The organism is Azospirillum sp. INR13, assembly GCF_015390205.1.
Taxonomy (GTDB): domain Bacteria; phylum Pseudomonadota; class Alphaproteobacteria; order Azospirillales; family Azospirillaceae; genus Azospirillum.
The window spans coordinates 63,107-82,844 of sequence record NZ_VUOI01000012.1 but is presented as its reverse complement, the minus strand read 5'-3'; the positions used below and the strand labels follow the sequence as shown (position 1 = coordinate 82,844).

The window sequence follows — 19,738 nt, the reverse complement described above, 5'->3', positions numbered from 1 at the left end:
GGCGCCTTCGCGGCATAGTATCCGCAGCCGATGCGGAAAAGACGGCAGGGGCTGGAAACGGCCCCTGCTTTCTTTTGCGCTTTCCTCATTTCCATGCAGCGTTCCGACATGACCGACGACAGCACCTCCGGTTCCCTTTCCGAAAGCTCCAACCGCCTGTTCGGGCGCCGCAAGGGCCGGCCGTTGCGCAAACGCCGGACGGAGCTGATCGACGTCCTGCTGCCGCAGCTTCAGATCGCGCTGCCCAAGCCCGGCGACAGCCTGGATCCCGCCGGGCTGTTCGATACACCCAAGCGCGAGGTCTGGCTGGAGGTCGGGTTCGGCATGGGCCATCACCTGGCCTGGCAGGCCGGACACAATCCGGATGTCGGTTTCATCGGTGCCGAACCCTTCATCAACGGCATCGCCGGCCTGCTGGGCATGGTCGAGGACGAGACCTTGAGCAATGTCCGCATCCAGCCCGACGATGCCCGACCGCTGCTGGACGCCCTGCCCGACGCCTCGATCGGCCGCGCCTTCGTGCTGTTCGCCGACCCATGGCCGAAGAAGCGTCACGCCGACCGCCGCTTCATCGGACCGGAGAACCTGCCGCGGCTGGCCCGCGTGCTGAAGGACGGCGCGGAGCTGCGCCTGGCCAGCGACGACATGGGTCTGGTGCGCTGGATGCTTGAACACACGGTCAGGCATCCCGATTTCGAATGGACGGCGCGACGCCCGTCGGACTGGCGCGTCCGGCCCGACGACTGGCCGGCGACCCGGTACGAGGAAAAGGCCATCGCTGCCGGCCGCAAGCCGGTCTTCATGCGGTTCGTCCGTCGCCCGCGAAGCTGACGCATACCCGTTCCGCTTGAGAATCCGACCGGCAAAGCCGATCAGGCCGGAAAAGGCTTGCGGCATCGGGCGGAATGACTATATTCACCCTCTGAGAACCCATACGGATTGGCGGCCCGGGCAACCGGGCCGGCGAGACGCTTTGCGGGTGGGCTTTTGCCCACTTATTTTTTTATCAGCGTGTGGAAACGCGCGCTTTTTGAACCTTCTGTTGTGGAAACCTCGTCCGGTTCGATCCCGGCCGCAGGCTTTGGGTCAGGTGGAATGGACGCTACAGGTCGCATCGAACAGATCATCACGCCGTCGGTCGAAGCCATGGGCTATGAGGTCGTGCGCGTTCAGATCTCAGGCGGCCAGCGGTCGATTCTCCAGATCATGGCGGAGCGCGCCGACGGCGCGCCCATGACTGTCGAGGATTGCGCCGACATCAGCCGCTCCGTCTCGGCCCTGCTGGACGTGGAAGACCCGATTCGCGAAGCCTACACGCTGGAGGTCAGTTCGCCCGGCATCGACCGGCCCCTGACCCGCCTCAAGGATTTCGAGCGCTTCGCCGGCTTCGAAGCCCGGCTGGAGAGCCGCATGGCCATCGACGGCCGCAAGCGTTTCAAAGGCATGCTGAAGGGCGTCGAGGACGGCCTCGTGTGCGTCGACACCGAACAGGGACCGGCCCGGCTGGAGTTCGACAACATCCTGCGCGCCAAGCTGGTGCTGACGGACGAGTTGATCCGCGCCAGCCAGGAGCAGCAGGAGGGCCCGCAGAACTGACGGCCCGGGTCCGCCAAGGACACGCCGACAGGATGCCCGCCCCCGAAAGCCGAACCGACATCCCGCCGAACCGACCGGACATCACGCAAGACCGGCATCACACAAGACCGAGCCAGGAAGTGTAACGGATGGAATTGCTGCAAGTCGCTGACGCGGTCGCCCGCGAAAAGAACATCGACCGGGACGAAGTCCTGGAGGCGATGGAGCAGGCGATTCAGAAGGCCGGCCGCTCCAAGTACGGCCACGAGCACGACATCCGCGCCCGGATCGACCGCAAGACCGGCGACATCCATCTGACCCGCCACCTGGAGGTGGTCGAGACGGTGGAGAACGAGGCCACGCAGGTCACACTGCCCTACGCCCAGCGCCGCAAGCCCGGCGCCAAGATCGGCGATTTCCTGGTCGACCCGCTGCCGCCGATCGATTTCGGCCGCATCGCCGCCCAGACCGCCAAGCAGGTGATCGTGCAGAAGGTGCGCGACGCCGAGCGCAAGCGCCAGTTCAACGAGTACAAGGATCGCAACGGCGAGATCGTCAACGGTCTGGTCAAGCGCGTGGAATACGGCAACGTCACCGTCGACCTGGGTCGCGCCGAAGCGATCCTGCGCCGCGACGAGCTGTTGCCGCGCGAGCATTTCAAGAACGGCGACCGTGTGCGCGCCTATATCTACGACGTCCGCGAGGAACCGCGCGGGCCGCAGATCTTCCTGTCGCGCACGCATCCCATGTTCATGGCGAAGCTGTTCGCCCAGGAAGTGCCGGAAATCTACGACGGCATCATCGAGATCCGGGCGGTCGCCCGTGATCCGGGAAGCCGTGCGAAGATCGCCGTCCACAGCAACGACAGCTCCATCGACCCGGTCGGCGCCTGCGTCGGCATGCGCGGCAGCCGAGTCCAGGCGGTCGTCGGCGAGCTGCAGGGCGAGAAGATCGACATCATCCCGTGGTCGGGCGAGGCGGCGACCTTCGTCGTCAACGCGCTCGCCCCGGCCGAGGTCGCCAAGGTCGTGCTCGACGACGACAACCGCCGCATCGAGGTGGTGGTGCCCGACGACCAGCTGTCGCTGGCCATCGGCCGCCGCGGCCAGAATGTGCGCCTCGCCTCGATGCTGACCGGCTGGGACATCGACATCCTCACCGAACAGGAGGAGTCGGAGCGCCGGTCGGAGGAAATCCACAGCCGTTCGGCCCTGTTCATGAAGGCGCTGGACGTCGACGACGTGATCGCCCACCTGTTGGTTGCCGAAGGCTTCACCTCTGTCGAGGAGATCGCCTTCGTCGAGACCGAGGAGCTGGCGGAGATCGAAGGCTTCGACGAGTCGGTTGCCGACGAGCTGAAGCAGCGCGCCCTCGCCTTCCTGGAAGTGCAGGACGAGCAGGCGAACGAACGCCGTCTGGAACTGGGCGTCGAGGACATCGTCGCCGAGCTGACCGGCTTCACCGCCACACAGCTGGTGAAGCTGGGCGAGAACGGCGTGAAGACGCTGGACGATCTGGCCGATCTGGCCGGTGACGAGCTGGTCGAGATCCTGTCCAAGGACGGCGCCAAGGACGCGCCCTCGGAGGAAGAGGCGAACGCGATCATCATGGCCGCGCGCGCCCACTGGTTTGAGGGTGAGGAACAGGACGGCGCCGCCGCGGCCCCTGCGGCAGATGGCAGCGCCGGTGGTCAGGGCGCGCAGGCCTGACCGGCAGCAATGCCGGTTGGAACTGCGCCCGACAGGAACGATTATTCGGGACCGCGCGAGCGGATGACGATCGGATGACCGAACGGAACGACGAACGGACACCGACCGCCGCCGCGGATGCGGTGCCGGAACAGGAATTGGCACAGGACGAAGGTGCCGGGACGGACCGCCTGCCGGCCGACGACGAGAAGGGGCCTCTGCGCCGCTGCATCGCGTCGGGCACGGTCGGGCCGAAGGAGAGCATGATCCGCTTCGTGATCGGCCCCGACGGCGAGGTGGTTCCCGACCTGGAGGAACGTCTGCCCGGCCGCGGCCTTTGGGTCACGGCCGACCGGGATGCCCTGGCGAAGGCCATGGGCAAATCCGTTTTCGCCAAAGCGGCCCGTCGGGCGGTGAAAGTACCGCCCGATCTGGCCGAGAGGCTGGAACGGCTGCTGGAACGGCGTTGTCTGCACGCGTTGGGCCTTGCCCGCCGTGCCGGGCACGTTTTGGCGGGGTACGAGAAGGTGCGCGAGGCGTTGAAGGCCAACCAGGTCGGCCGTGCGGGTCCCCCGCCGGCCCTGCTGGTGGAAGCCGCGGACGGCTCGCTGGACCAGCGCGGCAAGGTGACGGCGCTCGCGCCGTCGCTGCCGGTGATCGATCTGTTCGAGTCCTCGGCCTTGGCCGCGGCGCTGGGACGCGATCACGCGGTGCATGCCGTGGTGGCGCGAGGCAGGCTGGCCGCTGGGCTGGTCCGCGAAGCGGCACGCTTGAGGGGGCTGAAAGGTCCCCGGAGGCACCTGGACCTGAAAGATCCCCCAGGGGATCGGGATGCGCACCAGGATTCTGATAAGGGCTCGGGAGTCGGCGATACGGCCGGCCGGCCTGCGATGTAACGTCTGACCACTCGGGAACCGATGACCGATAGCAACGACCAGGACCAGAAGAAAGTCTTGCACCTAACCGGCGCCAGCAAAGGAAAGCTGGAGTCGAAGAAGCCGGTCGAGACCCAGGTCCGGCAGAGCTTCTCCCATGGCCGGTCAAAAGCGGTGACCGTAGAGGTCAAGCGCAAGCGTCATGTTGAAAAGGGCGCCGTGCCCGGCGTTGCCGACGGCGGCGCCGCTGCGCGTCAAGCTGCCCAGGGCCTGCCCATGCGCGGCGCGCAGGGCCAGCGGCCCCGCGGCGGCGGCGCCCCTGCCGGGCGCCAACTGACCCGCGAGGAGCTGGATTCCCGCCTGCGTGCGCTCCGTGGCGCCGCGGCGTTCGAAGAGCAGCGCCGGATCGAGGCCGAGGAAGAAGCGGTCCGCGCGGAAGCGCGCGCCGCCGAGGCCGCCGCCCGTGCCGCCGAAGAGGCAACCGCCGCTCCTGCCGCCGCATCCGATACCGCTGCCGCTCCGACCGTCTCCGACGCTCCGGCCCAGGCCGAGCCGGAAATGCCGCCGATCATCCTGGACGCCGACACCTTGCGCCAGCGCGAGCTGGACGAGATGCGCGCCATCCAGGAGGAAGAGCGCAAGATCGCCGCAGAGGCCGAACGCCGCCGCAAGGAGGAAGAGGCCAAGCGCAAGGAAGCCGAGGAGGCCAAGCGCCGCGATGCCGAACCGGCGGTCCGCCGCGACGGTGGCCGCGACGGTGGCCGCGATGGCGCCGCCCGTGACGGTGCCCGTCCGGCCGGTGCCCGTCCCGCCGGCGATCAGCGCCCCGGCGGTGCCTCCGCGCGTCCTGCCGGCGACGCCGCTCCCGGCCGTACCCTGCCGGGCGTCGGCGCTCCGCCGGCCCGCGCCGAGGAAGAGGACGACAACCGCCGCAAGGGCGGTCGTGGCGGCGCCCCGGCCAAGGCCGCTCCGGCCCGTCCGGCCGCCAAGGCTCCCGCCGGTGCCGACCGCCGCAAGGGTACCAAGCTGACCGTCTCGCAGGCGCTCAGCGACGACGGCAGCGACCGCACCCGGTCGCTGGCCGCCGTCCGCCGTGCCCGCGAGCGTGAACGCCTGCGCCAGATGAGCCGCCAGGAGACGGCCAAAGTCACCCGCGACGTCGTGCTGCCGGAAGTCATCACCGTCCAGGAGCTGGCCAACCGCATGGCCGAGCGTGGCGCCGACGTCATCAAGGCGCTGATGCGCATGGGCGTGATGGCGACCATCAACCAGACCATCGACGCCGACACCGCCGAGCTGCTGATCACCGAGTTCGGCCACCGCGTCCGCCGCGTGTCGGAGTCCGACGTCGAGATCGGCCTGCGTGCCACCGAGGAAGAGGGTGCCGTCCTGGTCCCGCGTCCTCCGGTCGTCACGATCATGGGCCACGTCGACCACGGCAAGACCTCGCTGCTCGACGCGCTGCGCCAGACCGACGTGGTGTCGGGCGAGGCCGGCGGCATCACCCAGCACATCGGCGCCTATCAGGTGCAGCTGGAGTCGGGTGCGAAGATCACCTTCATCGACACGCCGGGTCACGCCGCCTTCACCGAGATGCGTGCCCGCGGCGCCAACGTCACCGACGTGGTCGTGCTGGTGGTGGCCGCCAATGACGGCGTCATGCCGCAGACGATCGAAGCCATCCGCCACGCCAAGGCGGCCAAGGTTCCGATCATCGTCGCCATCAACAAGTGCGACCTGCCCGATGCCAAGCCGGAGCGCGTCCGTCAGGAACTGCTCCAGCACGAGCTGGTGGTCGAGGAGATGGGCGGCGACGTTCTCGACGTCGAAGTGTCGGCCAAGGCCAAGCGCAACCTGAACAAGCTGGAAGAGGCGATCCTCCTCCAGGCCGAAATCCTGGAGCTGCGGGCCAACCCCGAGCGCGCCGCAGAAGGCGTCGTCATCGAGGCGAAGCTGGAGCGTGGCCGTGGTTCGGTCGCCACCGTGCTGGTCCAGCGCGGCACGCTGAAGGTCGGCGACGTGTTCGTGACCGGTGCCGAATGGGGCCGCGTCCGTGCGCTGATCAACGACCGCGGCCAGAACGTCAACGAGGCGGCCCCGGCCGTCCCCGTCGAGGTCCTGGGCCTGAACGGCACGCCGATGGCCGGCGACGACTTCACCGTCGTCGAGTCCGAAGCCCGTGCCCGCGAGATCGCCGAGTTCCGCCAGCGCAAGAAGCGCGAAGCGGTGGTGGCGGCGTCGGCCCGCGGTTCGCTGCAGGACATGTTCAGCCGCATCCAGGCCGGCGAGGCCAAGGAACTGCCGGTCGTCATCAAGGGCGACGTGCAGGGCTCGATCGAAGCCATCGCCAGCTCGCTGGAGAAGCTCACGGCCGAGAACACCGAGGTCAAGGTCCGCGTCCTGCACAACTCGGTCGGTGCGATCAACGAGTCCGACATCACGCTGGCCAATGCGTCCAACGCGATGATCATCGGCTTCAACGTCCGCGCCAACCCGCAGGCCCGCGACCTCGCCAAGCGCGACGGCGTCGAAATCCGCTACTACTCGATCATCTACAACGTGATCGACGACGTGAAGGCGGCGCTGACCGGTCTCTTGTCTCCGACGCTGCGGGAACGCTTCATCGGCTACGCGACCATCCGCGAGGTGTTCAACATCACGAAGGTCGGCAAGGTCGCCGGTTGTATGGTCACGCAGGGTGTCGTCAAGCGCGGCGCCGGCGTCCGCCTGCTGCGCGACAACGTCGTCATTCACGAAGGCACGCTCAAGACGCTCAAGCGCTTCAAGGACGAAGTCAAGGAAGTGCGCGAGGGTTACGAGTGCGGCATGGCCTTCGAGAATTACGACAACATCCAGGCCGGCGATCAGATCGAAGCCTTCGAGATCGAGGAAATCGCTCGCGAGCTGTAAATCCGACGAACCGCCCGGCCCCTTCCGGCCCATCTTACGATGGATCACCGGAGCGGGCCGGGCGGTTCGTTTTCCAGACGAGAGGTGAAGCCTACCTGGAGGTGACGCAATGGATCGTATTCCACTGTCCAAAGCCGACGGGCACATGGCCGAACTGATCGACCGCGTGGAGAATGGCGAAGAGATCGTCATCCTTCGCGACGGGAAGCCAGCGGTGAAGCTGGTGCTTGTCGTCGAAAACGCGCAGTCCGAAGGCGTTCCGACCGGCAAGCCGCCAATACGGTTCGGCTTCGCCAAGGGCCGGATCCGGATCGCCGATGATTTCGACGCTCCGCTGCCGGACGATCTGTTGAAGAGTTTCTACGGTCTCGCTCCGGATGAGGAGTGGCCGGACCAGTGGAAAGGAATGCCGGGGTGAAGCTGCTGCTCGACAGCCATGTGCTGCTGTGGCTGGCCACCGACGACCCGAAGCTCGGCCCTGCCGTCCGGACGGTGATTGCCGACGGCTCCAGCACCGTTCTGGCGAGCATCGCATCGCTCTGGGAACTCACCATCAAGGTTGGTCTCGGAAAGTTGACGTTGCCCAGCGGGTTCCATCGCCTTCTGGTCGAAAACGGACTGACGATCCTTGCCATAGATGTCCGTCACATCGAGAGGTTGGACAGCCTGCCCCGGCACCATGGCGATCCCTTCGACCGGATGCTGATCGCACAGGCGCAGGCGGATGGCTTGACGCTGGTGAGTGCCGACCGAACCATAAGACTTTACGACGTGCCCGTTCTCTGGTCCTGACCGCCGTCGGACCGCACGGGTAGCAGACATCGACGAAAGACACGTATCATGGCCAGCAAGAAGCGCGGCGCGTTCACCGCCGGCAAGCCCCCGTCCCAACGGCAACTGCGCGTCGGCGAGGAGTTGCGCCACGCCCTTGCCGACCTGTTCCGCCGCGGTGACTTCCACGATCCGGAGCTGGCCTCGCTGAACGTCACGGTCACCGAGGTGAGGATCAGCCCCGACCTGTCCAACGCCACCGTCTTCTATTCGACGCTGGGCGGCGAGCGGATGGAGGAGGCCCAGGTCGCCCTGAAGCGGGCCGCCGCCTTCCTGCGCGGACAGGTCGCGCGCATGGTCAACCTGCGCCACGCCCCGACGCTGAGCTTCGAAGGCGACACCTCGTTCGACTACGCCCACCGCATCGACAGCATCCTGCACAGCCCGGAGGTCGCCCGCGACCTGAGCGGACATCCGCTGGGCCGCGTCAACGGCGACGACGACCATGACGAGGATGAGGACGACTCCTGGGACGAGGATGAGGATGATCTCGGCCCCGACGAGGCGGACCCCGATGAGTCTGACGAGGACGACGACCGCGCCATGCTCGACGACGAGGAAAAAGGCGAGGAAAAGGGCGAAAGCGACGACGAGAGCCGGGGTGAGAGCCGGGGCGGCCGTCGTGGCTCGTAAGCGGAAGGGCACGCCGATCCATGGCTGGGTCGTGCTGGACAAGCCGGAAGGCATGACCTCCACCCAGGCACTGTCGAAGGTGCGCCGCCTGCTGAATGCCGAGAAGGCCGGGCATGGCGGCACCCTGGACCCGCTGGCGACCGGCATCCTGCCGATCGCGTTGGGCGAGGCGACCAAGACCGTCTCCTACGCCATGGATGGCGCCAAGACCTACCGTTTCTCCATTCGTTGGGGCGAGCGGACGACCACCGACGACCGCGAGGGCGCGGTGATCGACCGCTCCGACCACCGGCCAACGACCGAGGCGATCCGCGCCGCCCTGCCCGCCTTCCTGGGCGAGATCCAGCAGGTGCCGCCACAATTCTGCGCCATCAAGATCGACGGCGAGCGTGCCTACGACATCGCGCGCGAAGGCGACGCGGTCGATCTCGCCGCCCGCACCGTGCGCATCGACCGCTTCGAACTGGTCGAGGAACCCGACACCGACCATGCGGTGTTCGAGGTGGATTGCGGCAAGGGCACCTATGTCCGCTCGCTGGCCCGCGACCTGGCGGAAGCGCTGGGAACGGTCGGCCATGTCGGGCTTCTGCGTCGTTTGCGCGTCGGGTCCTTCACGCTGGACCGCGCGATTTCCCTGGACGAACTGGCCGCCATGGAGCAAGGTGCGGCCGTCGAACGACTTCTGTTGCCGATCGAGACCGCGCTGGACGACATCCCGGCGCTGGCCCTGACGGAAGCGGAAGCGCACCGACTGAGGCACGGCCAGACGGTGGCTCTCCTCACCCGGCAGGATCGTGACCGCCTGATGGCGGTTCAGGGTGCTGACGGTGGGGATGGCACCGTTATTGCGCTTTTCGGCGGAACGCCGGTGGCGTTGGCCCGTGTCGAGGGGGCGGAGGTCCGTCCGGTGCGCGTGCTCAACCTCACGTGATTTAGGAGACCCCGATGTCGATTACGCCCGAGCGCAAGCAAGAGCTGATCAAGGAATATTCGCGCGGTGAGGCCGACACCGGCTCGCCCGAGGTTCAGGTGTCGATCCTGACGGAGCGCATCAGCAACCTGACCGAACACCTGAAGAGCCACAAGAAGGACTTCCACTCCCGCCGTGGTCTGCTGGTGATGGTCGGCCAGCGCCGCCGTCTGCTCGACTACCTGAAGAAGAAGGATCAGTCGCGCTACGCCGCTCTGATCGAGCGTCTGGGCCTGCGCCGCTGACAGCTGCGCCGTCCCGCTGACGGGTTCGGGTTCCCCTGGCCGGCCACCGGCCGGGGGTTTCCCCGGAAGTCCGGCGGGAACACAGAAGTCGAGCACCGAAGCCGTCGTCCACCTGTATCGTTCCGGAACACCTCATTGGTTATTGGCAATAGAAACTCGATCTTGAGCGTTTCGTGATGGACAGGCCGGCCCGATCATTCGGGGACCGGCCTTTTTTGCATCCACGGCACCTCTATCTTGATTCGTTCATTCCTGTTGTCGAACACCATATCTCCAGTTTTCTCGCGGGGTCCTACGACCGATGGCCCCGGCCTTGGGCGGCAATCCGGCCGTTGCAGGGTGTCGGATGGAAGGAAAGAATCGATGTTTACTGTTCATCGCAAGGAAATCGAATGGGGCGGGCGCAAGCTGGTCCTGGAAACGGGCAAGATCGCCCGTCAGGCCAACGGCGCGGTTCTGGTCACCTATGGTGACACCACCGTCCTGTGCACCGCCGTCGCCGCCAAGGCGCCGAAGCCGGGCGTCGATTTCTTCCCGCTGACCGTCAATTACCAGGAAAAGGCCTTCGCGGCCGGCAAGATCCCCGGTGGCTTCTTCAAGCGCGAAGGCCGTCCGACCGAGAAGGAAACGCTGGTCAGCCGCCTGATCGACCGTCCGATCCGTCCGCTGTTCGCCGATGGCTTCCGCAACGAGACGCAGGTCGTCTGCACCGTGCTGAGCCATGATCTGGAGAACGATCCGGACATCGTGGCGATGGTCGGCGCCTCGGCCGCGCTGACGATCTCCGGCATCCCGTTCCTGGGTCCGATCGGCGCCGCCCGCGTCGGTTACAAGAACGGCCAGTATGTGCTGAACCCGACCATGGACGAGGTCGAGGACAGCGACCTGGATCTGGTCGTCGCCGGCACCGTCGAAGGCGTGCTGATGGTCGAATCGGAAGCCAAGGAGCTGACCGAAGAGGTCATGCTGGGCGCCGTCATGTTCGGCCACACCAACTTCCAGCCGGTGATCGAGATGATCATCGACCTGGCCGAGGAAGCCGCCAAGGAGCCGTGGGATCTGCCGGAGCCGGCCTACGACCGCAAGGCCCTGAAGGCCCGCCTGCGCGAGACCGTCGGGTCGGATGTCGAGGCTGCCTACACCGAGACGGTCAAGCAGAGCCGCTACGAGAAGGTCGGCGCCGCCAAGGCGAAGGCGCTCGAGACGCTGGCCGAGGAATTCGACGCCCAGTCGATCGGTTTCGAGTTCAAGGAGCTGGAGGCCGACATCCTGCGCGGCGCCGTCCTGAAGACCGGCCGCCGCATCGACGGCCGCGACACCAAGACCGTGCGTCCGATCGTGTCGGAAGTCGGTATCCTGCCGCGCGCCCATGGTTCGGCCCTGTTCACCCGCGGCGAGACCCAGGCGCTGGTCGTCACCACGCTGGGCACCAGCCAGGACGAGCAGATCATCGACGCGCTCGAAGGCGAGTACCGCGAGCACTTCATGCTGCACTACAACTTCCCCCCGTACTCGGTGGGTGAAGCCGGCCGCATGGGCAGCCCCGGCCGCCGCGAGATCGGCCACGGCAAGCTGGCGTGGCGCGCCATCCACCCGCTGCTGCCGAAGAAGGAAGACTTCCCCTACACGCTGCGCGTCGTGTCGGAAGTCACGGAGTCCAACGGCTCCTCCTCGATGGCCACCGTCTGCGGCACCTCGCTGTCGCTGATGGACGCCGGCGCGCCGCTGGCCCGTCCGGTCGCCGGCATCGCCATGGGCCTGATCAAGGAAGACCACGGCTTTGCCGTCCTGTCGGACATCCTGGGTGACGAAGACCACCTGGGCGACATGGACTTCAAGGTCGCCGGCACCGAGGTCGGCGTCACCGCCCTGCAGATGGACATCAAGATCACCTCGATCACCGAGGAGATCATGAAGATCGCGCTGGGCCAAGCCAAGGACGGCCGCCTGCACATCCTGGGCGAGATGTCGAAGGCGCTGACCGGCGCCCGCGAAGGCGTCAACGAGAACGCCCCGCGCATCACCGTGATCAACATCCCGAAGGAGAAGATCCGCGACGTGATCGGCTCCGGCGGCAAGGTGATCCGCGAGATCGTCGAGCAGACCGGCGCCAAGATCGACATCGACGACGACGGCACCGTCAAGGTCTCGGCCGTGGACCAGAAGAAGTCGGACGCCGCCATCGAGTGGATCAAGGGCATCGTCGCCGAGCCGGAGATGAACGTCGTCTACACCGGCAAGGTCGTGAAGGTCGTCGATTTCGGCGCCTTCGTGAACTTCCTGGGCTCGCGCGACGGCCTCGTCCACATCTCCGAACTGGCGCAGCAGCGCGTCGGCAAGGTGTCGGACGTCGTGTCGCAGGGTGACTCGGTGAAGGTCAAGGTCATCGGCTTCGACGACCGCGGCAAGGTCAAGCTGTCGATGAAGCAGGTCGATCAGGCCACCGGCGAAGACCTGACCAAAAAGGCGGAGTGATCCGTCGATAAGGTTCGGGTACGCCGGGCAACCGCCCGATGAAGCCTGCCGTGAAGAGGGGCGCTTCCCATCGGGGAGCGCCCCTTGTCATTATGCCCGCGGCATGACCGTCCTGCAGCAGCCGACCGCGATGGATTTCGGTCATACCCTTCCGTTTCGGCCTGCTGCCGGGCGGCCATACTGGCGGGGATGCGGGAGGAGTTGAGGGCCTGACCGAAAAAAGATCCGGCGGCGGGCTGGGATGAAAAGCCCCTTCCCAGGCGTCTATACAGCCAATGAAGCGAGTGCCCCCAGGGGCTTGGGACCTCTCATACCTTGGTGTCAGAGTACGAACGAATGGCTGTTCCTCCTGACCGAGATCAAGGCGAAACCCCTCGCAGTCCGCCATACATGCGCTTATATCGTCCGCAAGCCTGACCAAGGTCACCTGTACCGGGGCTATCGTTCTATGCATCGCTTCGCCAATCCCGCCCGTTTCCTGCGCCTGTCGGCCGTGCTTCTGCCGTGGTGCGCAGGGGCGACCGTGATCCTGACGATCCTCGGGCTGTGGCTCAGCCTGTTCGGCTCGCCGCCGGACTATCAGCAGGGCGAGACGGTGCGGATCATGTACATCCATGTGCCCGCCGCCTGGATGAGCCTGTTCGTCTACACCAACATGGCCGTCGCCGCGGCGGCGGGTCTGGTGTGGAAGCACCCGCTGGCCGACCTGTTCGCCAAGGCCGCCGCCCCCATCGGTGCCGGCTTCACCTTCGTGTGCCTGGTGACCGGATCGCTATGGGGTGCGCCGATGTGGGGCACCTGGTGGGTGTGGGACGCCCGGCTGACCAGCGTGCTGATCCTGTTCTTCCTGTATCTGGGCTACATGGCCCTGGTGAACGCCTTCGACGATCCTCAGCGCGGCATGAAGGCCGGCAACGTCCTGCTGCTGGTCGGCATCGTCAACGTGCCGATCATCAAGTTCTCGGTCGATTGGTGGAACACGCTGCACCAGCCCGCCAGCGTCGTGCGCATGGGCGGCCCCAGCATCGACCCCACCATGCTGACGCCGCTTCTGGTGATGGCCGGTGCCTTCACCGCCTATTTCCTGTCGGTGGTCCTGCTGCGCGTGCGCACGGAGATCGCCCAGCGCAAGATACAGACGCTGAGGCTTTCGGTTGCCGGCGACGGCGCCGTGACGGACGGAATGCAGGGATAAGGGACGCAGGGAAAGACGATGAACGAATTTCTCCACATGGGCGGGTACGCCGCCTACGTCTGGCCGGCCTACGGCATCGCCACCCTTGTCCTGCTGGCCTGCTGGTCGCCACCTGGAAGGGGCTGCGCAACGCCGAAGCGACGCTGAAGGCGCTGGAAAGCGCCCGCCCGGCCCGCCGCCGCACCCGCAACGCCGGCCGCAAGCCGGCCGATCAGAACGCCGGAACACCGGCGGAAGCGAGCGAAGGATGACCCGCAAGAAACGCCGCCTCTACATGCTGGGCCTCGCCCTCCTGGGGCTGGGCTCGGCGACCGCCCTGGCGCTGACCGCCTTCCAGGACAACATCGTCTTCTTCTACAGCCCGACCCAGCTGCAGACGCAGCAGGTCGGCGACCGCAATTTCCGCCTGGGCGGGCTGGTCGAGGAAGGCAGCGTGCAGAAGACGCCGGACGGTCTCACCACCTCCTTCCGCGTCACCGACACCGCCCACACCATCGACGTCCGCTATCGCGGCCAGCTGCCCGACCTGTTCCGGGAGGGCCAGGGCGTGGTGGCCGAGGGCAAGCTGACCGGCGGCGTCTTCGTCGCGCGCGAGGTGCTGGCCAAGCATGACGAGAACTACATGCCGCCCGAGGTGTCGGAGGCGCTGAAGCAGGCCGGGGTCTACAAGAACCCGGCGGAGTCCGAGACGAAGACCGCGAAGAAGGAGTAGCGGGACCGTGATCCCCGAACTCGGCCATTACGCGCTGGTGCTGGCGCTGTTCGTCGCGCTGGTGCAGTCGGTGCCGCCGCTGGTCGGCGCCGCCACCCGCAACGGTGCCTGGATGAACGTCGCGGTGCCCGCGGCCATCACCCAGATGCTGCTGGTGCTGGTTGCCTATGCCGCCCTGACCTGGGCACATGTGGTGTCCGATTTCAGCGTGCTGAACGTGGTGCAGAACAGCCACTCGGCCAAGCCGATGCTCTACAAGGTGTCGGGCGTCTGGGGCAACCACGAGGGCTCGATGATGCTGTGGATCGTCATGCTGACGGTCTTCGGCGCCGCCGTGGCCATGTTCGGGCGCAACCTGCCGCCGACCTTGAAAGCACGCGTGCTGGCGGTCCAGGGCCTGATCGGGATCGGCTTCCTGCTGTTCATCCTGGCGACGTCCAACCCTTCATCCGCGTGGTCCCGGCGCCGATCGACGGCAACGACCTGAACCCGCTGCTGCAGGACCCCGGCCTCGCCTTTCACCCGCCCTTCCTCTATGCCGGCTATGTCGGCTTCTCCATGGCCTTCTCCTTCGCCGTGGCCGCCCTGATCGAGGGGCGGGTCGATCCCGCCTGGGCGCGCTGGGTGCGGCCCTGGACGCTGGCCGCCTGGTCGACCCTGACCATGGGCATCGCCATGGGGTCCTGGTGGGCCTATTACGAGCTGGGCTGGGGCGGCTGGTGGTACTGGGACCCGGTCGAGAACGCGTCCTTCATGCCCTGGCTGGCCGGCACCGCACTGCTGCACTCCGCCATCGTGGTGGAGAAGCGCGACGCACTGAAGAGCTGGACCATCCTGCTGTCCATCGTCACCTTCTCGCTGTCGCTGATGGGCACCTTCCTGGTGCGCTCCGGCATCCTGACCTCGGTCCATGCCTTCGCGGTCGATCCAAAGCGCGGCGTCTTCATCCTGGTGCTGCTGGCGATCGCCACCGGCGGCTCGCTGCTGCTCTACAGCCTGCGCGCGCCGTCGCTGAAGGCCGGCGGCCTGTTCGCGCCGATCAGCCGCGAGGGCGCGCTGGTGATGAACAACCTGCTGCTGTCCACGGCGACGGCGACGGTGTTCATCGGCACGCTCTATCCGCTGTTCCTCGACATCCTGGAGCTGGGCAAGGTTTCGGTCGGCGCCCCCTTCTTCAACGCCACCTTCATCCCGGTCGCGATCCCGATGATCGTCGCCATGGTGGTCGGCCCCTTCCTGTCGTGGAAGCGGGCGGATCTGTGGGCGGCGCTGAGCCGGCTGTGGATCGCCGGCGTCGCCGTGGTGATCGCCGTCGCCATCACCGCCTATGTCAAGGCGGGCGGCGGGCCGCTGCTGGCGCTGGTGGGCATCGCACTCGCCGCCTGGGCCTTCGTCGGCTCGCTGGTGGAGTTCGCCGACCGCATCGCCCTGTTCCGCACCTCCTTCCGCAACAGCTGGCACCGCGCCGTGCATCTGCCCCGCAGCGCCTGGGGCATGACCATCGCGCACGCCTGCGTCGGCCTGTCGATCCTCGGCATGACCGGCACGTCGGCCTGGCAGACGGAATCGATCACGGCGATGAAGCCGGGCGACCAGACCACCGTCGCAGGATACGAGTTCCGCTTCGACAGCATCGGGCTGGTCGACGGCCCGAACTTCAAGGCGGAGCGCGGCGTCTTCACCGTCACCGAGGACGGCCGGCCCGTCGCAACCCTGACGCCGGAACGCCGCAGCTACACCACCACCCGGATGACGACGACGGAATCGGCCATCCACACCACGGTCTTCTCCGACCTGTATGTGGCGCTGGGCGACCCGACGCAGAACGGCACCGCCTGGATCGTCCGCATCTACCACCACCCGCTGGTGCCATGGATCTGGATCGGCGGCGCGGGATGATGCTGGGCGGACTGGTGAGCCTGACCGACCGCCGGTTCCGCATCGGCGCGCCGGAACGCCGCCGTACGGCCGGCAAGTCGGCTCCGCTTCCGGCCGAATGAGGACCAAGACACCATGCGCCGCCTTCTGTACCTGCTGCCCTTCCTGCTGTTCATCGGGGTGGGTGTCGCCTTCTACCTGGGGTTCCAGCGCGACCCGCGCGACATCCCGTCGGCCCTGATCGACAAGCCGGCGCCGACCTTCGACCTGCCGGCCATTCCGGGCCAGCCGGCGACGGGCGGCCTGTCCTCGGCCAAGCTGACCGGCGACGTGACGCTGGTGAACGTCTTCGCCTCCTGGTGCATCCCCTGCAAGGCGGAGCATCCCGTCATCACCCGCCTGTCGCGCGAGCAGGGGGTGACGGTCTACGGCATCAACTACAAGGACAAGCCGGAAGACGCGCTGACCTGGCTGGCGCGCAACGGCAACCCCTATGCCGCCATCGGCGCCGACCAGGACGGCCGGGTGTCGATCGACTGGGGCGTCTACGGCGTGCCGGAAAGCTACCTGATCGACCGCCAGGGCCGGATCCGCTTCAAGCATGTCGGCCCGCTGACCCCGCAGGTGGTGGAGGAGCAGCTTCTCCCCATGGTCAAGCATCTGAGGCAGGGCTGATGACGCGCATCCTTCCCGCCGCCCTGCTGGCGCTGTCGCTCACCCTATCGGCGCTGACCCCCGCCCTGGCCGTCCAGCCCGAAGAGGTCCTGCCGGATCCGGCGCTGGAATCCCGCGCCCGCGCCATCAGCCAGGAGCTGCGCTGTCTGGTCTGTCAGAACCAGTCGATCGACGACAGCAACGCGCCGCTGGCCCGCGACCTGCGCGTTCTGGTACGCGACCGGCTGCAGGCCGGCGACAGCGACGCGAAGGTGATGGAGTACGTCACCGACCGTTACGGCGATTATGTGCTGCTGCGCCCGCCCTTCAAGGCGACCACGCTGGTGCTGTGGATCGGCCCCTTCGCCGTGCTGCTGCTGGGGGCTATCGGCACCTTCCTGTTCCTGCGCGGGCGGCGGGGTGCCGCCGCCGGCGTCGACACCGCTCCCCTGAGCGCGGATGAGCGGCGGCGGCTGGATCCCTGCTGCGGAAAGACGACTGATGCTGTTCTGGATTCTCGCCGCCGTCCTGACCGCGGCCGTGCTGCTGTTCATCGTGCCGCCGCTGCTGCGGTCCGGTGCCGCCGCCCCCGACCGCGACGCCTTCGACCGCGAGGTCTACCGCGACCAGCTGGACGAGCTGGAGCGCGACCGCGCGCGCGGCCTGATCAACGACGCCCAGGCCGAGGCCGCCAAGGCCGAGATCGCGCGGCGCATGCTGGCGACCGAGGAGAAAAGCGGTTCCGCCGCGACCCCCGCAACCCCGCGCAGCGCGCGTGTGCTGGCGGTGCTGCTGGCGCTGATGCTGCCGCTGGGCGCGCTCAGCGTCTATGGCCTGTATGGCCGCCCGGATCTGCCGGCACAGCCGTTGGCGTCGCGCAACCTGGAGCAGGAACGCGGCGGCCCGCCAAGACCGTGCTGGCGGCGATGGACAAGCTGAAGGCGCAGCTGGCGGAGAATCCGAACGACCTGCAGGGCTGGCTGATCCTGGGTCAGGCCTATGCCAAGATGGGCCGCAACGCCGACGCGGCGGATGCCCTGCGCCACGCCGTCGCCCTGAACGGAGATGATGTCGAGCTGCAGGGCCTGTTCGGCGAGACTCTGGTGTCGGCCAACGACGGCATGGTTCCTGAAGAGGCGGTGAAGGCTTTCGACGCCGTGCTGGCGAAGGAGCCGAAGGATCCGCGCGCCCGTTTCTTCGCGGCGCTCGCGCGCTATCAGGCCGGCGACCGCCAGGATGCGCTGAACCGCTGGGCCTCGCTGATGGCGGAATCGCCGGCCGACGCGCCCTGGGTCCCGGTCCTGCGCGATCAGATCCGCGAGGCCGCGATCGCGCTGGACATGGACCCCGCCAAGGTGACGCCGCAGCCGCTGCCCGCAGAGCAGAAGCCTGCCGGTCCCGTGGCAAGCCAGGGGCAGAGCGGCCAGCCCGGCCAGAACGGGCAGGCGGCCGAGGGCCAGAGCCAGGACGAGATGATCCGCGGCATGGTCGCCAGCCTCGCCGCCAAGCTGGACGCCGACCCGTCGGACGTCGAAGGCTGGCTGAAGCTCGCCCGCTCCTACGGTGTGCTGGGTGAACCGGACAAGGCGCTGGAAGCGGCCCGCAAGGCGCGCGAGCAGGCACCGGACCGCGCCGACGTGCAGGTGGTCTACGCCAACGCCGTGCTGCAGACCCAGCCGCGCAACGAGACGCCCAAGCCCCTGCCGGAGGAGGCGACCTCCGCCCTGCGTCTGGCGCTGAAGACGGAGCCGGAGAACAAGGACGCGCTGTGGCTGCTGGGCCTCGACGCCATGATGTCGGGTCGCAAGGACGAGGCCGCCGCCCATTGGGGCAAGCTGATCGCCCAGTTCAAGCCGAGCGATCCGGAATACACCCTGTTGAAGGGGCGTTTGGACGCGTTGAAGGCGGGCGGCTGAGGCTTTCCGCCTGCCTCCTTCCATTTCTCCCGACGCCTTTTCTTTCGCGTTGCGGCAACACACATTGACAGGGGCGCGTCGGCGGGCTTTATCCCACGGTGCAGCCCCTTTTTCCTTTCCGCAGAAGGTTCCGCGCCGATGACCCGCAGACGACTGCCCACGCCCGACGAGCGGCGCTTGTGGCGGATCGCCATGCGCGACGCCGAACCGATGCCGGGCCGGCAGATCGAGACCGAGCCGGAGCCCCTGGCGACGATGGCGGAGCTGGTGGAGGAACCGGTGGCGACCAGCCTCGCCCCGCCGCCGACCGCAAGGCAGCATCCCTCCCCGCCCCGGCCGGTCCGCGCCCCCCATCCGCCGTTGACGCCGGGGTCCACCGCCAACATCGACCGCCGGACAGGCGACCGCTTCCGCCGCGGCGAGCTGGAGATCGACGGTCGCATCGACCTGCATGGCATGACCCAGGCGCAGGCGCATACCGCGCTCGCCTCCTTCGTCCACCGCGCCTGGAACGAGGGGCGGCGCTGCGTCCTGGTCATCACCGGCAAGGGCAGTTTCGGCGGGCTGGGCGTGCTGCGTCAGGCGACCCCCCGCTGGCTGGCGGATCCGGCCCTGCGCCCGATGGTGCTGGCGATCCAGCCGGCCCGGCCCAAGGATGGCGGCGACGGCGCGCTGTATGTCTTGATCAAACGGCGGCGCGACCGTAAGGACTGAGTCCCAAACACTCAGGGACTACCCATGACCCCGTTCGGCGAACGGGTCCGGTCGCTGCGCGACGCCAGGGGCGTGACGCTGAAGCAGATGGCGACGGACCTGTCCATTTCGTCCGCCTATCTGTCGGCCCTGGAACACGGCAAGCGCGGCCAGCCCTCGCCCCAGCTGGTCCGGCAGATCTGCGCCTATTTCGGCATCATCTGGGACGACGCGGAGGAACTGGAACGGCTGGCGGATCTGTCCCATCCCCGCGTGACGGTCGATACCGCGGGCTTGAGCGCGAAAGCGACGGAGCTTGCCAATCTTCTGTCGGAACGCATCGGCGACCTGGACGAGGAACGGATCGACACGATCCTGGCGATCCTGGACACGGTGCCGCCGAAGAAGGGTGCACGGCGGCGGGCGGGGGTGCGGCGGAGGTAGTGGAGAAGTGTCGGCTTCGAATGCCCCCACCTAACCTCCCCCGC

18 protein-coding genes and 3 pseudogenes are annotated in these 19,738 nt (G+C 67.5%); all 21 read left to right on the top strand.

Going from position 1 to position 19,738, the window contains the following annotated elements:
* The first annotated feature begins 108 nt into the window (after positions 1–108).
* The 21 genes and pseudogenes from F1643_RS11595 to F1643_RS11500 all read left to right on the top strand — a co-directional run bounded on the left by F1643_RS11595 (position 109) and on the right by F1643_RS11500 (position 19,694).
* Positions 109–831, top strand: a complete 723-nt coding sequence (locus F1643_RS11595; protein ID WP_194913334.1) for a tRNA (guanosine(46)-N(7))-methyltransferase TrmB — start codon at positions 109–111, stop codon at positions 829–831.
* A gap of 264 nt (positions 832–1,095) precedes the next feature.
* Positions 1,096–1,596 carry a ribosome maturation factor RimP gene (gene rimP / locus F1643_RS11590; RefSeq protein WP_194913331.1) on the top strand — a complete coding sequence of 167 codons (501 nt, stop codon included), beginning with the start codon at positions 1,096–1,098 and terminating at the stop codon, positions 1,594–1,596.
* A 128-nt stretch (positions 1,597–1,724) separates the two neighbouring features.
* Positions 1,725–3,284: a transcription termination factor NusA gene (gene nusA / locus F1643_RS11585; protein ID WP_194913330.1), complete on the top strand. Its 1,560-nt coding sequence runs from the start codon at positions 1,725–1,727 to the stop codon at positions 3,282–3,284.
* Between the two features lie 74 nt (positions 3,285–3,358).
* Entirely contained in the window at positions 3,359–4,159 is an 801-nt protein-coding gene (locus tag F1643_RS11580; protein WP_194913328.1) for an RNA-binding protein, read from the top strand.
* 21 nt (positions 4,160–4,180) lie between these two features.
* The gene (gene infB / locus F1643_RS11575) at positions 4,181–7,048 is read left to right on the top strand and encodes a translation initiation factor IF-2 (RefSeq protein WP_194913327.1); all 2,868 of its coding nucleotides are present in this window, start codon (positions 4,181–4,183) and stop codon (positions 7,046–7,048) included.
* Between the two features lie 109 nt (positions 7,049–7,157).
* Positions 7,158–7,466, top strand: coding sequence for a type II toxin-antitoxin system Phd/YefM family antitoxin (locus tag F1643_RS11570; RefSeq protein WP_194913326.1), 309 nt, complete (start codon positions 7,158–7,160; stop codon positions 7,464–7,466).
* Positions 7,463–7,840 (top strand): type II toxin-antitoxin system VapC family toxin, encoded by a 378-nt coding sequence (locus tag F1643_RS11565; RefSeq protein ID WP_149223713.1) that lies wholly within the window; start codon positions 7,463–7,465, stop codon positions 7,838–7,840. Before F1643_RS11570 ends, F1643_RS11565 begins: the two co-directional genes overlap by 4 nt.
* 48 nt (positions 7,841–7,888) lie before the next feature.
* Positions 7,889–8,407: pseudogene (gene rbfA / locus F1643_RS11560) on the top strand (30S ribosome-binding factor RbfA); the annotation flags it as partial.
* Positions 8,408–8,501: 94 nt separating this feature from the next.
* Positions 8,502–9,443, top strand: coding sequence for a tRNA pseudouridine(55) synthase TruB (truB, locus tag F1643_RS11555; RefSeq protein WP_194913324.1), 942 nt, complete (start codon positions 8,502–8,504; stop codon positions 9,441–9,443).
* Positions 9,444–9,457: 14 nt separating this feature from the next.
* Positions 9,458–9,727, top strand: coding sequence for a 30S ribosomal protein S15 (gene rpsO, locus F1643_RS11550; RefSeq protein WP_085090536.1), 270 nt, complete (start codon positions 9,458–9,460; stop codon positions 9,725–9,727).
* A 363-nt stretch (positions 9,728–10,090) separates the two neighbouring features.
* Complete coding sequence (pnp, locus tag F1643_RS11545) at positions 10,091–12,202, top strand: polyribonucleotide nucleotidyltransferase (protein ID WP_194913323.1); 2,112 nt, start codon at positions 10,091–10,093, stop codon at positions 12,200–12,202.
* Positions 12,203–12,650: 448 nt separating this feature from the next.
* Positions 12,651–13,397: a heme ABC transporter permease gene (locus tag F1643_RS11540; RefSeq protein WP_194913322.1), complete on the top strand. Its 747-nt coding sequence runs from the start codon at positions 12,651–12,653 to the stop codon at positions 13,395–13,397.
* Positions 13,398–13,415: 18 nt separating this feature from the next.
* The gene (ccmD, locus tag F1643_RS22925) at positions 13,416–13,544 is read left to right on the top strand and encodes a heme exporter protein CcmD (RefSeq protein WP_194913321.1); all 129 of its coding nucleotides are present in this window, start codon (positions 13,416–13,418) and stop codon (positions 13,542–13,544) included.
* A gap of 100 nt (positions 13,545–13,644) precedes the next feature.
* Entirely contained in the window at positions 13,645–14,109 is a 465-nt protein-coding gene (gene ccmE / locus F1643_RS11530; RefSeq protein ID WP_149223723.1) for a cytochrome c maturation protein CcmE, read from the top strand.
* Positions 14,110–14,116: 7 nt separating this feature from the next.
* Positions 14,117–16,109: pseudogene (locus F1643_RS11525) on the top strand (heme lyase CcmF/NrfE family subunit).
* 13 nt (positions 16,110–16,122) lie between these two features.
* Positions 16,123–16,662, top strand: coding sequence for a DsbE family thiol:disulfide interchange protein (locus F1643_RS11520; protein WP_194913320.1), 540 nt, complete (start codon positions 16,123–16,125; stop codon positions 16,660–16,662).
* Positions 16,662–17,060 (top strand): annotated as a pseudogene (locus F1643_RS11515) (cytochrome c-type biogenesis protein); the annotation flags it as partial. The gene F1643_RS11520 and the pseudogene F1643_RS11515, both read left to right, overlap by 1 nt.
* A gap of 82 nt (positions 17,061–17,142) precedes the next feature.
* Positions 17,143–17,580 carry a c-type cytochrome biogenesis protein CcmI gene (ccmI, locus tag F1643_RS22920; RefSeq protein ID WP_255542671.1) on the top strand — a complete coding sequence of 146 codons (438 nt, stop codon included), beginning with the start codon at positions 17,143–17,145 and terminating at the stop codon, positions 17,578–17,580.
* Complete coding sequence (locus F1643_RS11510; protein WP_255542670.1) at positions 17,568–18,557, top strand: tetratricopeptide repeat protein; 990 nt, start codon at positions 17,568–17,570, stop codon at positions 18,555–18,557. The genes ccmI and F1643_RS11510 overlap by 13 nt, the downstream gene beginning before the upstream one ends.
* Before the next feature lie 138 nt (positions 18,558–18,695).
* Complete coding sequence (locus F1643_RS11505; RefSeq protein WP_149223728.1) at positions 18,696–19,271, top strand: Smr/MutS family protein; 576 nt, start codon at positions 18,696–18,698, stop codon at positions 19,269–19,271.
* Between the two features lie 24 nt (positions 19,272–19,295).
* Positions 19,296–19,694, top strand: a complete 399-nt coding sequence (locus F1643_RS11500; protein WP_194913319.1) for a helix-turn-helix domain-containing protein — start codon at positions 19,296–19,298, stop codon at positions 19,692–19,694.
* Positions 19,695–19,738: the final 44 nt, after the last annotated feature.